The 14,831-nt window shown below is 75.0% G+C and carries 6 protein-coding genes; 1 reads left to right on the top strand and 5 read right to left on the bottom strand.

Annotated elements, in window-relative coordinates; translation table 11 throughout:
- Positions 1–78: 78 nt before the first annotated feature.
- Positions 79–3,966 (top strand): multifunctional oxoglutarate decarboxylase/oxoglutarate dehydrogenase thiamine pyrophosphate-binding subunit/dihydrolipoyllysine-residue succinyltransferase subunit, encoded by a 3,888-nt coding sequence (locus ACZ4XJ_RS18505; protein WP_362877005.1) that lies wholly within the window; start codon positions 79–81, stop codon positions 3,964–3,966.
- A 78-nt stretch (positions 3,967–4,044) separates the two neighbouring features.
- Here the strand turns inward: ACZ4XJ_RS18505 and fxsT are convergent, their stop codons facing one another.
- From fxsT to ACZ4XJ_RS18480, 5 genes are all read right to left on the bottom strand, one after another.
- On the bottom strand, positions 4,045–7,047 hold the full coding sequence (fxsT, locus tag ACZ4XJ_RS18500; protein WP_362880655.1) for an FxSxx-COOH system tetratricopeptide repeat protein: 3,003 nt from the start codon (positions 7,045–7,047) through the stop codon (positions 4,045–4,047).
- 183 nt (positions 7,048–7,230) lie between these two features.
- A complete protein-coding gene (locus tag ACZ4XJ_RS18495) occupies positions 7,231–8,739 on the bottom strand; it encodes an HEXXH motif domain-containing protein (protein ID WP_468496747.1) in 1,509 nt (502 codons plus the stop codon).
- Positions 8,736–10,001, bottom strand: coding sequence for an FxsB family cyclophane-forming radical SAM/SPASM peptide maturase (locus ACZ4XJ_RS18490; RefSeq protein ID WP_362880657.1), 1,266 nt, complete (start codon positions 9,999–10,001; stop codon positions 8,736–8,738). The genes ACZ4XJ_RS18495 and ACZ4XJ_RS18490 overlap by 4 nt, the downstream gene beginning before the upstream one ends.
- A gap of 98 nt (positions 10,002–10,099) precedes the next feature.
- Entirely contained in the window at positions 10,100–10,369 is a 270-nt protein-coding gene (gene fxsA, locus ACZ4XJ_RS18485) for an FxSxx-COOH cyclophane-containing RiPP peptide (protein WP_362880658.1), read from the bottom strand.
- On the bottom strand, positions 10,366–14,826 hold the full coding sequence (locus tag ACZ4XJ_RS18480; protein ID WP_468496746.1) for an SAV_2336 N-terminal domain-related protein: 4,461 nt from the start codon (positions 14,824–14,826) through the stop codon (positions 10,366–10,368). Before ACZ4XJ_RS18480 ends, fxsA begins: the two co-directional genes overlap by 4 nt.
- Positions 14,827–14,831 lie beyond the last annotated feature (5 nt).

The following is a 14,831-nucleotide window of genomic DNA, read 5'->3' as shown; positions in this document are numbered from 1 at the left end:
TGCATTGGGTGGCCGGGGAGGCGTAGCCTTTATCACCGCTGTCCATACCTTGTGAAGCGGAAGAGGGCGGTTGCCGCCGTGTCGCCACAGTCCCCCAGTAACCCGAGCACCACGACCGAAACAGCAGAGCGTGGGAAGACCCCTGCCTCAGGCTTCGGTGCGAATGAGTGGCTCGTCGACGAGATCTATCAGCAGTACCTCCAGGACCCGAACTCTGTCGACCGGGCCTGGTGGGACTTCTTCGCCGACTACAAGCCCGGGGGCGCAGTCGCTCCGGTGAAGTCGGACAGTCCCGAGAAGCCCACGACGACGGACGGCGCCTCCGCACAGGCCGCCGCTCCCGCCGCCCGGGGCCCGCAGGCCGCCGACGCCGCCACGGGGGCGGCGGGCGCCGCCGCCCCGGTCTCCGCCGCGCCCACGCCCGCGTCAGCTCCTGCCCCTGCTCCTGCCACCCCCTCTGGTGCCCCTGCTGTGACTGTCACCTCCCAGGCCCCGGCCGCCGCACCGGCCGCGCCCTCCCCTCAGGCCCCGGCAGCTCCGGCTGCCGCTCCCGCCGCCCAGAAGGCCGCGCCCTCCGCCGAGGCCCCCACGGGCCCCGAGCTGGTGACGCTCCGCGGCCCGGCCGCGGCCGTCGCCAAGAACATGAACGCCTCCCTCGACGTGCCGACGGCCACTTCCGTCCGCGCCGTCCCGGTGAAGCTGCTGTTCGACAACCGCATCGTCATCAACAACCACCTCAAGCGCGCCCGGGGCGGGAAGATCTCCTTCACGCACCTCATCGGCTACGCGATGGTGCAGGCGATCAAGGCCATGCCGGTCATGAACCACTCCTTCGCGGAGAAGGACGGCAAGCCGACCCTGGTCAAGCCGGAGCACATCAACTTCGGTCTCGCGATCGACCTGGTGAAGCCCAACGGCGACCGCCAGCTCGTCGTCGCCGGCATCAAGAAGGCCGAAACCCTCAACTTCTTCGAGTTCTGGATGGCCTACGAGGACATCGTCCGTCGGGCCCGCATCGGCAAGCTGACGATGGACGACTTCACGGGCGTCACCGTCTCGCTGACCAACCCCGGCGGCCTGGGCACCGTCCACTCCGTGCCCCGCCTGATGCCCGGACAGTCGGTCATCATGGGCGTCGGCTCCATGGACTACCCCGCCGAGTTCCAGGGCACCTCGCAGGACACCCTGAACAAGCTGGGCATCTCCAAGGTCATGACCCTGACCTCGACCTACGACCACCGGGTCATCCAGGGCGCGGCCTCCGGCGAGTTCCTGCGCATCGTCGCGAACCTGCTGCTGGGCGAGAGCGGCTTCTACGACGACGTCTTCGAGGCGCTGCGGATCCCGTACGAGCCGGTCCGCTGGAACCGGGACATCGACGCCTCGCACGACGACGACGTCACGAAGGCCGCCCGCGTCTTCGAGCTGATCCACTCCTACCGGGTCCGCGGCCACGTCATGGCCGACACCGACCCGCTGGAGTACAAGCAGCGCAAGCACCCCGACCTCGACATCACCGAGCACGGCCTCACCCTGTGGGACCTGGAGCGCGAGTTCGCGGTCGGCGGCTTCTCCGGCAAGTCGATGATGAAGCTCCGCGACATCCTCGGTGTGCTGCGCGACTCGTACTGCCGCACCACCGGCGTCGAGTTCATGCACATCCAGGACCCGAAGCAGCGTCGCTGGATCCAGGACCGCATCGAGCGTCCGCACTCCAAGCCGGAGCGCGAGGAGCAGCTGCGGATCCTGCGCCGGCTGAACGCGGCGGAGGCCTTCGAGACCTTCCTGCAGACGAAGTACGTCGGCCAGAAGCGGTTCTCGCTGGAGGGCGGCGAGTCCGTCATCCCGCTGCTCGACGCCGTCATCGACTCGGCCGCCGAGGCCCGCCTCGAAGAGGTCGTCATCGGCATGGCCCACCGCGGCCGGCTGAACGTGCTCGCGAACATCGTCGGCAAGTCGTACGCGCAGATCTTCCGCGAGTTCGAGGGCAACCTCGACCCGAAGTCGATGCACGGCTCCGGCGACGTCAAGTACCACCTGGGCGCCGAGGGCACCTTCACGGGCCTGGACGGGGAGCAGATCAAGGTCTCGCTCGTCGCGAACCCCTCGCACCTGGAGGCGGTGGACCCGGTCCTGGAGGGTGTCGCCCGCGCCAAGCAGGACGTCATCAACAAGGGCGGTACGGACTTCACCGTCCTGCCGCTGGCGCTGCACGGCGACGCGGCCTTCGCGGGCCAGGGCGTGGTCGCCGAGACGCTGAACATGTCACAGCTGCGCGGCTACCGCACCGGCGGCACCGTCCACGTCGTGATCAACAACCAGGTCGGTTTCACCGCCGCCCCGGAGTCCTCGCGTTCGTCGATGTACGCGACCGACGTGGCCCGCATGATCGAGGCGCCGATCTTCCACGTGAACGGTGACGACCCGGAGGCCGTGGTCCGCATCGCGCGGCTCGCCTTCGAGTTCCGTCAGGCGTTCAACAAGGACGTCGTCATCGACCTCATCTGCTACCGCCGTCGCGGTCACAACGAGTCGGACAACCCGGCGTTCACGCAGCCGCTGATGTACGACCTGATCGACAAGAAGCGCTCGGTGCGCAAGCTGTACACCGAGTCCCTCATCGGTCGCGGCGACATCACGCTGGAAGAGGCGGAGCAGGCGCTCCAGGACTTCCAGGGCCAGCTGGAGAAGGTCTTCGCGGAGGTCCGCGAGGCCGCCACGGCTCCGGCCGTCGGCGCCCCGGTGACGCCGGCGCAGACCGCGCAGGAGTTCCCGGTCGAGGTGAACACCGCGATCTCGCAGGACGTGGTGAAGCGGATCGCCGAGTCCCAGGTCAACATCCCGGACAACGTCACCGTCCACCCGCGTCTGCTGCCGCAGCTGCAGCGCCGCGCGTCGATGATCGACGAGGGCACCATCGACTGGGGCATGGGCGAGACCCTCGCCTTCGGTTCGCTGCTGATGGAGGGCACCCCGGTCCGCCTGTCGGGCCAGGACTCCCGCCGCGGCACGTTCGGCCAGCGCCACGCGGTCCTCATCGACCGGGAGACCGGCGAGGACTACACCCCGCTGCTCTACCTGTCGGACGACCAGGCCCGCTACAACGTCTACGACTCGCTGCTCTCCGAGTACGCGGCGATGGGCTTCGAGTACGGCTACTCGCTGGCCCGTCCGGACGCGCTGGTCCTCTGGGAGGCCCAGTTCGGTGACTTCGTCAACGGCGCGCAGACCGTCGTCGACGAGTTCATCTCCTCGGCCGAGCAGAAGTGGGGCCAGACCTCCGGCGTCACGCTGCTGCTGCCGCACGGCTACGAGGGCCAGGGCCCGGACCACTCGTCCGCGCGTCCCGAGCGCTTCCTCCAGATGTGCGCGCAGGACAACATGACGGTCGCGATGCCGACCCTGCCGTCGAACTACTTCCACCTGCTGCGCTGGCAGGTCCACAACCCGCACCACAAGCCGCTCATCATCTTCACGCCGAAGTCGATGCTGCGTCTGAAGGCGGCGGCGTCGAAGGCGGAGGAGTTCACGACCGGTTCGTTCCGTCCGGTCATCGGTGACGCCACCGTGGACCCGAACGCGGTCCGCAAGGTCGTCTTCTGCGCGGGCAAGGTCTACTACGACCTGGAGGCCGAGCGGGAGAAGCGCGGCATCACCGACACGGCGATCATCCGCATCGAGCGGCTGTACCCGCTGGCGGGCGCGGAGCTCCAGGCGGAGATCGCCAAGTTCCCGAACGCGGCGAAGTACATCTGGGCGCAGGAGGAGCCGGCGAACCAGGGTGCGTGGCCGTTCATCGCGCTGAACCTGATCGACCACCTCGACCTGGCGGTCGGCGCGGAGGTCCCGGCGGGCGAGCGGCTGCGGCGGATCTCCCGTCCGCACGGTTCGTCCCCGGCGGTCGGTTCCGCGAAGCGTCACCAGGCGGAGCAGCAGCTCCTGCTGAACGAGGTCTTCGAGGCGTAGTCGGCCCGGAGCGTCGAAGCGCGGAAGGCCCGGCCCCCTCGGGGGCCGGGCCTTCCGGCGTTCCCGGCCGTGGGCCGGTTACGGCTGGGGTTCGAAGTCCCAGTAGGGGCGGCTCTGTTGGCGGGCGGACACGGTGTGGACGTGCTGCGGGCCGAGGGTGCGGGTGAGGGCCTTGATGCCGGCGTCCTCGTGCTTGGACGCCTCGGTGTCCTCCCGTACGGCGCGCAGGTCGGCGGCGAGCGCGATCTGGGCGCTGAGCGTCATCGGGTGGTCGGGGCCGAGGACGTGTTCGGCGCCGCGCAGGGTTTCGCGGCTGAGGTCGAGGGCGTCGTCGAGCCGGCCGGTGATGTTGCGGTGCCCGGTGGCGTTGAGGGCGCAGCCCAGGGTCCAGGGGTGCCGGTCGCCGAGGGCGCCGCGCATGCCGACGAGGGCCTGTTCGGCGAGGCTGAGGGCTTCGGCGCGTTCGCCCTGGGCTCGCAGGACCAGCCCGAGGTTGCCGACGGTGCCGATGCTGTACGGGTGGGCGAGGCCGAGTTGTGACTGGTAGCCGCGTACGACGTCCTCGGAGATCCGCCGGGCCTCCTCGATGTCCCCGTACTCGCGCAGGTAGGTCGCGTAGTCGGAGGCGACCATCAGGGTCCAGGGGAACTCGGCGCCGAAGACGCGGGTGGAGCGTTCCAGTACGCTGCGCAGGCGGGTTCCGGCGCCGGGGATGTCGCCGGAGCGGCGCAGGCACTGGCCGAGGTTGTGTTCGGCGCGCAGGGTCTGCGGGTGGTTGGCGCCGAGGACCTGGATGTGGAGTTTGAGGCCCTGTTCCTGGCGGGCCAGGGCTTCGCGGTAGCGGCCCATCAGGCGCAGGCCCATGGCGCAGCCGACGCCGGAGGAGAGGGTGGCGATGTGCCGTACGCGCAGGACGCGTTCGCGGCGGCGCAGGGTGTCCAGGTCGATGTCGTAGGCCTCCTGGTAGCGGCCGAGGAGGCGCAGGGCGACGGCGACGTTGTTCTGGGCGTTGAGGGTGGTGGAGTCGTCCTCGCCGAGGAGTTCGCGGTAGGTCGCGAAGGCGTGCTCCAGCAGGTGGCGGGCCTCGTCGAACTTGGCGGTGCCGAGGAGGACCCCGGCGTAGGTGCTGGTGGCGCGGAGGGTTTCGAGGTCGCGGTCGCCGCGTTCGGCGACGAGCCGGTCGGCGACGGTGCGGGCGAGGGTTTCGGCGCGGCGGAAGTGGCCGAGCATGCGCAGGGCGCCGCCGTAGTGGTAGCTGAGTTCGCGGACCTGGTCGTGGTCGTCGCCGAGCGTCGACCGCCAGATGCGGTCGGTGGTTTCGGCCAGGCGCAGGCAGGTGCGGTACTCCCCCGCGAGGGTCAGGTAGCGCAGGCAGTGCAGCAGGAAGTTCTGGATGCGCGGGTTGGAGCTGGTCAGGACGCCGGCGGGTTCGAGGTGCGGGATGAGTTCGGCGTAGCGGGGCCAGAGCCGCGAGTCGGTGGGCCGGCCGGGGTCGGCGGCGGCGAGGACCTGGCGGACGGAGCGGGACAGCTGCTCGGCCTCGTCCTCGGCGAGGTTCTCGCGGACGATGTTGTGGACCATGCGGTGGAGTTGGACGGTCTCCAGGCCGCCGCCCTCCTCCACGGAGAGGTCGGAGTACTCCAGGCGGACGACGGAGAACTGGACGAGCTTGTTGAGGGCCGCGTTCCAGCGGATCCGGTCGTTGACGATGCCGGCGAGGTGCTCGGGGACGTCGTCGGCGGGGAACTCGCGCAGCAGCCGCAGCGGGACCCGGCCGGGTGCGAAGAACACGAACAGCCGGAGCAGGGCGAGGGCGTCGGGGAAGTTCTCCCGCACGTTGTTGAGGAGTATGGCCAGCGCGGTCGGGAAGGGCAGCGGGTAGTCGTCGGAGAGGGTGACGGCCTCGTGCGAGTCCAGCCGGTGCTGGAGCAGGGTGAGGTACTCGCCGACGCCGATGGGCGAGTCGGCGAGCCAGCCCGCGGTCTGGTCGAGGGCGAGGGGGTAGTCCTCCAGCGCGTCGGCGAGCTGGTCGGCCTCGTCGCCGGTGAGGCGGGCGGCCCGACGGCGGATGAAGGTGAGGGACTCGGGCCGGGCGTAGAGGGGGACCTCGACGAGGCTGGTGTGGCGGGCCGCCCACTCGCGGTTCCGGGAGGTGATGATCACGTCGCCGGCGCCGGAGGGCAGCAGGTCGGTGAGGTCGTCGGGGTGGTCGCAGCCGTCGAAGACCATCAGCCAGCGGTGGTACGGGGTGCCGCGCCGCAGCGCCTCCAGTACGGCCCGGATCTGCTCGCCGTAGCTGCCCGCGCCGCGCGGCAGGTCCAGGGCGGGCGCCAGGTCGGCCAGGCGTTCGCGCAGGGTGGGCCGGTCCTCGGCGGGCACCCACCAGACGACGTCGTACTCGGAGGCGAAGCGGTAGGCGTACTCGGTGGCGACCTGCGTCTTGCCGACGCCGGACAGGCCCAGCAGCGTCACGGTGGACGCGCCGGGCGGGGCTTCGGTGAGGGCGGCCCGGAGCCGGCCGATGACGTCGTTGCGGCCGGTGAAGCGCGGGTTGCGGCGCGGTACCCGGCCCCAGACCTCGGGCGGGTCGTTGGGGAAGCGGGGGCCGCGGCGGCCGCTCTCGGTGCCGATCCGGTCGGTGGGGAGGTCCAGCCGGCGCAGCACGCGGTACTCGGCCTCGTAGGAGTCCAGGCCCCACAGGTCGGTCTTCTCCAGCGCGGCGACGGCGCTGGGCAGCGGGGAGTCGGTGAGGCTGACGGCGGCGAACCTGTCGGGGTGGGCGGCGGTGACGGTGCGCAGGGCGGCGTTCCACTCCTCGTCGGTGTGGGCGCCGGCGGAGAAGTAGCGCTCGCTGAGGACGACGACGACCTTGCCGCCGGCCCGGGCGAGGTCGTCGAGGGCTTCGGTGAGGCCGGGGCTGCTCTGCGGGTCCCAGCGCTGGAGGGCGACGCGGTGGCCGTGCTCCTCCAGGCGGTGGGCGATCCACACGGCCCAGGGCCGGTTGAAGCCCGCGAAGCTGATGACGAAGCGCTGGGGTGGGGTGGCTCCGTCGCGGTCGTGACGCGTACCGGTACCGGTCATGCGGCCGTCTCCCTGGGATCCGGGCGGTGGACGGGGTGGGGCGGGTACGGGGTGGGGCGAAGGCGGGGCGGGGTGGGGCGAAGGCGGTACGGGATGGTGCGGGGCGGTGCGGGGCGGTGCGGGACTGAAAAGGTACCGCAGCGGACGGGGCGTCAGGCCGCTGCGACGCCTCTCGTCCTCCCGTCATCCTCCCGCGAACGCGGCGAGTTCGGGATGGGCCTCGCACCAGCTGCCGCGTTCGCGTTCCAGGGCCCGTCGGGCGGTGGCGTGCTGGTCCCCGGGGGGCGGGAGTTCGTCCATGGCCCGCTCGGCAATGGTCATCCCCTCAACGAACTCGCTTCCGGTGAGGGTCAGTTGGGGATGCGCCCGGAGAGCCGGCAGGACGGCGGCCACCTGGGCGCGGACCCGGGCGTGCTGGGCCCAGGCGCCGCGCGCCCCGTACAGGGCGGCGCGCTGCCAGTACCCGGCCAGGGCCAGGTGGGCGTACGCGCCGTGCAACAACCCCTCCAGCGGCCGGGGGTCGCTGCGCCAGGGCGCCCAGTGGCGGGGCGTGCGGTCGGCGGTGTGCAGGGTCAGGACGTCGGCCAGGGCGGCCAGCTTCCCGTGCTGGACCTCGTGGACCAGGGTCGCGGCGAGGGCGGGCGGGGCCTGCGCGCGGGCCAGGATCGAGCCGGCGGCGGCGGGGAGCGTGGCGCCGCTGGAGCGGGATCCGCCGGCCAGCGGGACGACGGAGCGCAGCAGCAGGGCGGTCTCCTCGGCGCGGGTGGAGTCGTAGCGCTCCAGCAGCGTGAGGGCGCCGGACCACTGGGTGTCCCAGCGCTTGTGCCCCTTGGGGGTGAGCCGGCGGGCCGGACGCACCCCGCCGGGGCGGCCGTCGGCGGGGGCCGGGGCCCGGTACGGGTCGAGGTCGTCGAGGGCGGTGCCGCCGCCGGGGAGGGCGTGCAGGGGGAGGGTGTCGGCGCCGTCCCAGGAGCGTTCGGTCAGCGCGAGGGGGCCGGGGCGGTCGGGCCGCAGCAGTCCGAGGGTCGGCAGGACGAGACGGCCGTGGGCCGGTCGGAGGGTGACCTTGAAGCTGATCCCGGCGCGCAGGGCGGCGGCGACGGCGAGGGCGCCGAGGTGGCCGAGGTCGGGGGCCGGACCTTGCGGCGCGTGCAGCCGGCGCAGGGTCTCCTCCGCCCAGACCCCGGTGGCGGGGTAGTGCAGGACGTCGCGGACGGCGTCCGGGTCCTGCCGTTCGGCCTCCTCCAGCAGCGCCCAGCGCTCGGCGGCCTCCGCGTCGGGGGCGGCGTCGAGGACGGCGCGCAGCAGGACCAGCCGCTTGGAGCGGCGTACGTCGCGCACCAGGCGGGTCCCCTCGGCGGAGGGTTCGGTGGAGGCGAGGGCGCGCAGGGTGTGGGAGCTGACGGCAAAGCGGGCCAGGTCGGTCGGGGCGGGGGGCCGCGCGGGGGCGGGGTCGGCAGGGTCGGTACGGCTCGCGCGGCGGGCGGGGTCGGTGGGACCCGTGCGGCGGTCGGGGGCGGTGCGGTCGGAGTACTGGGCCGGTACGGCCGCCGCGCGGGGCGTCCGCGCGGGCCGGCCGGCCGGGGCGGGATCGGCGGGGTGACCGGCTTCGGCCGGGTGGTCGGCTGCGGCGGGGTGGCCCTCGGCGCGCGGGCCCTCGGCGCGCGGGTCGGCTTCGGTGCGGTGGTTCATGAGGCGGCCCGTCCGGTGGTGGCGGCCGTGTGCAGGGCGCGGGCGACGTGGCGGATGACGGTCTGGAGGTCGGCGCAGTACACGGACGGCTGGCGGAAGCCCTCCCGCTCGCGGTAGCGGTGCGGGTAGTGCCCGCCCCCGCACACCTCGACGAGTTCGCAGGCCCGGCAACCCGGAGCGAGGGCTTCCCGGCCGAGCTGGCGTGCGGCGAACCCGGGGTGGTCGAGCAGTTCGTCGAAGCTGTGGCTGTCGAGGGTCATCCCGGTCGCGGCGGCCCCTTCGTAGGCGGACTTGAGGGAATCGGCCTGCTCGATGCTGCCGTCGGTCTCGACGACGGCGGTCGTCACCGGGGCCAGGCCCAGCGTCTCGGTCGCGGCGGGCAGGCCCAGCAGCAGGGCGATGACCTCCTCGAAGATCCTGATCCGGGTGCGCCGCACGCCGTCGTGCCACCAGCGTTCGAAGACGGCCACCAGCCAGTCCCCGTACGGGCCGGCGTGCCGCGTCCAACCGGGCGGCGGATTGCTCCAGTTGGCCAGGGGGAGCAGCAGTCCGATGACGGGCGGCTGGAAGGCCAGCAGGGACTCGTACGTCTCCACCGGGTCCTGGGTCACGTCCACCACGCACAGCACGCCTGCGTAGCTCTCGGGGTGCCGGGCGAGGAGGCGCAGGCCGCGGGCGGCCGCCCCGAAGCCGGGCCGCCCGGCGTGGTCGACGCGGCGGGCGTTGTGCGCGGGCAGTCCGCCGTCGAGGCTGACGCCGACCCGGATCCCGGCGGCGGACAGCGCGGCGAGCCGGCCGCGGGTGAGCAGGGTGCCGTTGGTCTGGACGGCCGCGGTGACCCGGGTGCGGGGCGAGCGGCGGGCCAGCGCCGCCCGGACCGCTTCGACGGGGCCGGCGAGGGCGGCGGGCGGGCCGAGGAGGGGTTCGCCGCCGTGCAGGACGAGGTCGACGCGGGGCAGGTCGTGGGCGGCGGCGTGCTCGGCGATCCGTTCGGCGGCGCGCAGCGCGGTGGCGGGGGTCATGACGGCGGGGCGGGTGCGCCAGCCCTGATCGGCCATCTCGTAGACGTAGCAGTAGGTGCAGGCCAGGTTGCACCGGCCCTGCGTCTTGAGGACGAACTGCCTGATCGGCTGCGGGCGGTGGCCGGCGGCGCGCAGGGCGGGCACGTCGAGGCGGGTGTGGGGCCAGGGGGCGTGGCGCGCGTGGCGGGACGCGGTGCGCGGGGCGGGCAGCACGAGATCGCTCGTGATCGCATGGCTCATCGCCTGATACCTCCCGCTGCGGACGGTGCATCCCTGCCCTACGGACCGGCCCGGCTAACGGCGGAAAGTGGTCAACTCCCCCTGGGACCGAAGGTACTTCAGGCTACGCCGGAGTCGAAGGCGTTCAGGATCTCGGCCGGGTGCGTGACCCGTTCGACCATGCCCTCGATCACCTCGGCGAGCACCGGATGGTCGATCCCGCGCAGGGCGGCCAGATCGAGTCCCGAGAGGTCCGGCAGCAGCTGGCCGGGGCACGGCCTGGGCACTGCCGGCACGTTCTGACGTCCGGTCACCATGGGTTGCTGGTCCCCCTGTTGTCGGTCGGTCCACTGCCTCTTCCCGTCGCCCTGCGGGCGGAAACGGCTCACAGTCCCTCCTCCAGGCGCCGTATCCGCGCCCGCAGGGTCCGCCGCCGATCACCGGGCCGGTCCGCTTCCCGCCCACCTCCGGAACCGTCTCCGGACCCCTCGCCCGACCCCTCGTGCGGGTGGGCGTGCGGGCCGTCGCGCCCGGGGTCATGCCGGGTCGTGAGCCCATCGCTGCGGGGGCCGTCCCGGCCGTCCCGGCCGCGGGCGCCCGCTCCGGCCCCCGGCACCGCGTCGGGCACGGCCCCGTGTCCGGAGTCCGGTGCGACGCCGGGCCCGGAGTCGTGGGCGGGCCCGCCCGTACGGGCGGAGCCGGGCAGCCCGCCGTGGCCGCCGCCCGAGCCGGAGTCGTACGCGGTGTCCCGACGCCGCCCCGGGCCGGCGTCCGGCGTCGGGTTGCGGACCCGACCCGGCCCGGAGTCGTGGGCGGGATCGTCCGCGCCGCCCCGGTCGGGAGCGGGTACGAGGCCCTGCCCGGAGTTCCGCCCGCCGCCCGGTCCGACGGTGGCGCCCGGAACGCCGTCCCCGGGACCCGGCGCGGCGCCGTGCCGGGCGTCCTGATCCGCGGCCGGCCCCGTGCCCGGTCCCGTACCCGGGCCGAAGTCGGGTACGGCGCCGTGCCCGGCGTCCCGACCCGCACCCCGCGCGCTCTCCCGCCCGAAGCCGGCCCCCCGCCCGCTGTCGGGTACGGTGCCGTGCCCGGCGTCCTGACCGGGAGCCGGCGCGTCGCCGTGATCGGTGGCGTCCGACCCGGGTGCGGGCGGGGTGTCGGAGGGCGCGGCGCCGGGGTGTCGGGCGTCGACGCGTTGCCAGAGTTCCAGCGCCGCGCGGTAGGCGTCGAGGGCGGCTCGGGGGCGGGCCAGCCGTTCCAGTACCTCGCCCCGGAGCTCCTGGGCCCGGGCGGCGAGTCGTAGCGCCGTCCCCGTACGGTCCTCCCGGTCGGCCTCCAGCGCGGCACGCCAGGCCCTGCGGTAGGAGTCGGCGGCCCGGTCGAGCCGGTCGACGGTACGGGTGTGGGCGTGGATCTCCTGCTGGACGTCCCCGTGTGCGCGCCAGGCGCGGGCCCGCTCCAGCGGCCCGTGACCCTGCCGGGCGGCGAGTTCCAGGAGGTGTTCCGCCTCCCGGAGGTCGACGAGGTCCCCCTCGTGGGCGTGCCGCAGGCGCAGCCCGGCGGCCAGCCGCAGCAGCCGGTACGCGGCTCCCGGGTCGGACTGCGGCACCGCGGCGCGGCTCTCGCGGAGCACCCGTACGGCGGCGGAGACGAACCGCCGCCCGTCCGCCGCCCGCGCCCGTTCCAGGAGTACGTCGCCCCATTCGGGCAGCAGCTCCGCGAAGGCCTCGCCGTCCCGGGGGCTCAGCCGCCGGGCCCGTCCGTACGCGTCGGCCGCCTCCTCCAGCGCCGCCGGATCCGCGTCCCGCGCGTACCGGGCCCGGTGCACCCGGGCGAGGCACAGCAGGCCGGCCAGGCGCAGTTCGGTGTCCCCGACGGCCTCGTCCAGGGCCCGCACCAGGTGACGGGCGGCCTCCTCCAGCCGTCCGGGCAGGTACCGCAATGCGGTGGCCAGTTCCACCCGCACCCCGGCCGGCGGGGCGACAGCGTCGGGGACCCCCGTACCGGCCGGGTCGGCGGGGTCCGGCTCGGCGGCCCCGGGGAGCGCCGCCAGGACGGCGGTCAGGACCTCCGTCGCCTCCTCGGCGAGCGCGCTACGGGCGGCGGGTTCCGGGGTGCGCGGCAACAGCGCCAACAACACCCGCCCCAACGCCAGCCGCAACCCGGGATCCGGGTCCCCGACCCCGCCGTCGCCTACCCCGCCGTCCCCGACCCCGCCGTCGCCGGAACCGGCGGGCCCGCCCGACGCGCCGTCAGCACCGTACCCCCCGCCCTCTCCGGCCTCCGCAGCGACGGCGCCGTCGCCCCCGGTCGGGCCGGCCTCTTCGGCCTCACCCGCCCCGCGGCCCTCCGCCGGTCCCTCCCGCCCGTCGGTCCTGTCGCCCCGCGCATCGGTGCCGGTGCCGGTGCCGGCCCCGGCCGGATCGTCGGATTCGCTGCCCCGGGGAGCGGTTGCGCCTTCGCCGGGACCGCTGATCGCCCCGCCCTCGGCCGAGCCGCCCGCGCGGGCGGCCCCGCCCGGGCCGCGGCCGTTGCCCGTTCCGCTCCGCTCCCCCACCGGGCCACCGCCGGCCCCGCCCGCCCCGCCCGCCCGGTCGTCCCGACCGGCACCGCGGTCGACGCCGGCCCCGCCGGCCCCGCCCCCGGGCGACGTCAGCGCCTCCAGTACCGCGCGCGCCTCCCGCAGGGGGGCCGGGTCGTCGCTGAGGCCGGCCAGGTGGATCAGGGTGCGGGAGCGGCGGATCGCGCAGTCCCGGCGCAGCACGGGATCCGTCGTGCCGGCGCCCGCCGCCGCGAACTCCCGGTCGGCGGCGGCCAGCGTCTCCGCGTCCCCGCCGCCCGCCAGCGCCCGCTCGTACAGCACCCGGCCCAGCAGGGACCGTGCGGTCGGGGTGTGCAGCCCGGTCACCGCGCGCTGCGCCTCGTCCAGCAGCTCGGGGTCCCGTTGCGCCGCCCACAGCACGAGCAGCGCCGCCGTCAGCGCGGTCTCCGCCTCCTCCGGCGGGTCCTGCGGCCCCGGGGGCAGCGCGACGGCCCGCCGGAGCAGGGCGACGGCCTCGTAGGGGGCGCGGGCGTCGGCGTCCGCGAGCCGGAAGCGGGCGGCCCGTACCGACCGGGCCCGGCCGCCCGGTGCGGGCGCGACGGGCGCGCGCCCGCCCGCCGGGGGTTCGTCCTCGGGCGGCTCGGGCGGGCCCGGCAGGTAGCGGCGTACGACCTTCGCGGAGACGTGCGCGAAGGCCTGCGGGAGCGGCCCGCCGGCCGCCCGCGCCGGGCCGGGGTCGGCGGGCGCCGACGCCACCCCGGTCAGCTGCGAGACGGCGAGCGCGGGGAAGTTGCGCACGTCCCGCCCGAAGTGCGCGAGCACGTACTCGGAGCAGTGCTTGAGCACCAGCGCGGCCTCGTCCCGACCGAGCGGGCCCAGCAGCACGTCCTGTACGCCGGGGACGAACTCGTACCACTGGCCCGGTACGTCCCCGGTGCGCCGCAGCAGCCCGCTCAGCAGCACCTCGGCCAGGTCCGAGGGTTCGGAGTCGGGCAGCATCGTGCGCTGCACCAGCCGCATCACGGGCAGGGTCAGGGGCGCCGCCGACAGGTACACCGCGAGCCGTACGGCGCCGGGCGCGGCCGACGCCCGGAAGCGGGCCACCAGTTCGCGCGGCGGCCGGGCAGCCCGGGGCAGCGGGACGGGCGCGGCCGGATGCCGGGCCAGGACCCGCCCCACCTCGGCCGGTACGGGCCCGGTCCCGAGGCCGGCGACGAGCCGGGCCCAGGCGCCGAGGGCGGTCGCGTTCGGCGGGAGCACGGGTACGGTCAGCCCGCCGGAGGGCCGGCCCGGACGCGGGGCCCGGTCCCGGCGGAACCGCAGCCGGCCGCCGCCCGGGCCGCCCGTCCCGTCCTCGGTCCGCTCCAGCACCCCTCGCTCGGTCGGTAGCCAGCTGCGGCTCCACAGGCGTTGCGGCAGCGGCTGGACGACCACGCAGGGGGTGCACTGGGCCCACCGGTACAGCAGTCGCTGCGCCTCGCCCTCGCGCCACAGCGGCCCGGCGCAGTCGGACACCACCATCGTCAGGGCCCGTCCGGTGGGGTCGCGCAGTTGCTCGCCCGAGCGCAGTCCGACGCCGGGCGCGGGGCCCCGGCCGACGGCGGGGGTGCCGTCCGCGAGGCGGTGGAGCCGGTGCACCTGAACGTCCCGGAAGGCGCCCAGTCGCTCGCACACCGCCCGGAGTTCCTCGAACATCTCCTGCCACACCGCCATGGACGGGGAGGCGTCCATGACCAGGCGCACGGTCGCCTCGCGCCGGCTCTCCGGCCGGAAGACGGGGATGACCAGGCCGAGGGCGCGGGCGCCGGCCTCCGCGGTGGCGCCCTCGTCGAGGACGGTACGGGTGGGCGGGCCGGGCGGTCGGTGGCGTTGCAGGGCGCGCAGGGCCCGCTGGATGTCGAGTATCCGGGGCAGCGCGGCCGCCCCGGGCACCCGTACGGGCACGGCGTCGCCGACCGGGACCTCGGCGTCCGGGGCGTCGTCGGAGGGCGCGCCCGGTCCGTCGGCGTACAGCCTGACCGGTTCCTCGACCGCGGGTTCCGGCGGGACCGGCTCCGGGGTCTCCGGCGGCCCGTCCCCGGCCCCGTCCGGCGCTCCCGGCTCCGGCGCTGCTCCGGGGTGCTCGCCGGGCGCCGGGGCGTCGGGGTCGGGGTCGGCGCCGGCGCGTGCGGGGCGGCGGGTCCGCGCGGCCAGCCACAGGGCGTCGGCCAGCTCCTCGGCGGACGGGTCGAGCCCGGCGGCCCGCAGCAGCCCGGCGAGGTCGCGGACCTCGGGGTCGAAGGGGGGTGGCGGCACGGCTGCGGACACGGGCC

The sequence above is a fragment of the Streptomyces sp. NPDC029836 genome, assembly GCF_055574495.1.
The sequence above is the reverse complement of the archived record's forward strand: the minus strand, read 5'-3'. Positions and strand labels throughout refer to the sequence as shown.

Coding starts and splice junctions, on each gene's coding strand:
- ACZ4XJ_RS18495 (WP_468496747.1), bottom strand. CDS start 8,739: ATGAACCACCGCACCGAAGCCGACCCGCGCGCCGAGGGCCCGCGCGCC.
- ACZ4XJ_RS18490 (WP_362880657.1), bottom strand. CDS start 10,001: ATGAGCCATGCGATCACGAGCGATCTCGTGCTGCCCGCCCCGCGCACC.
- fxsT (WP_362880655.1), bottom strand. CDS start 7,047: ATGACCGGTACCGGTACGCGTCACGACCGCGACGGAGCCACCCCACCC.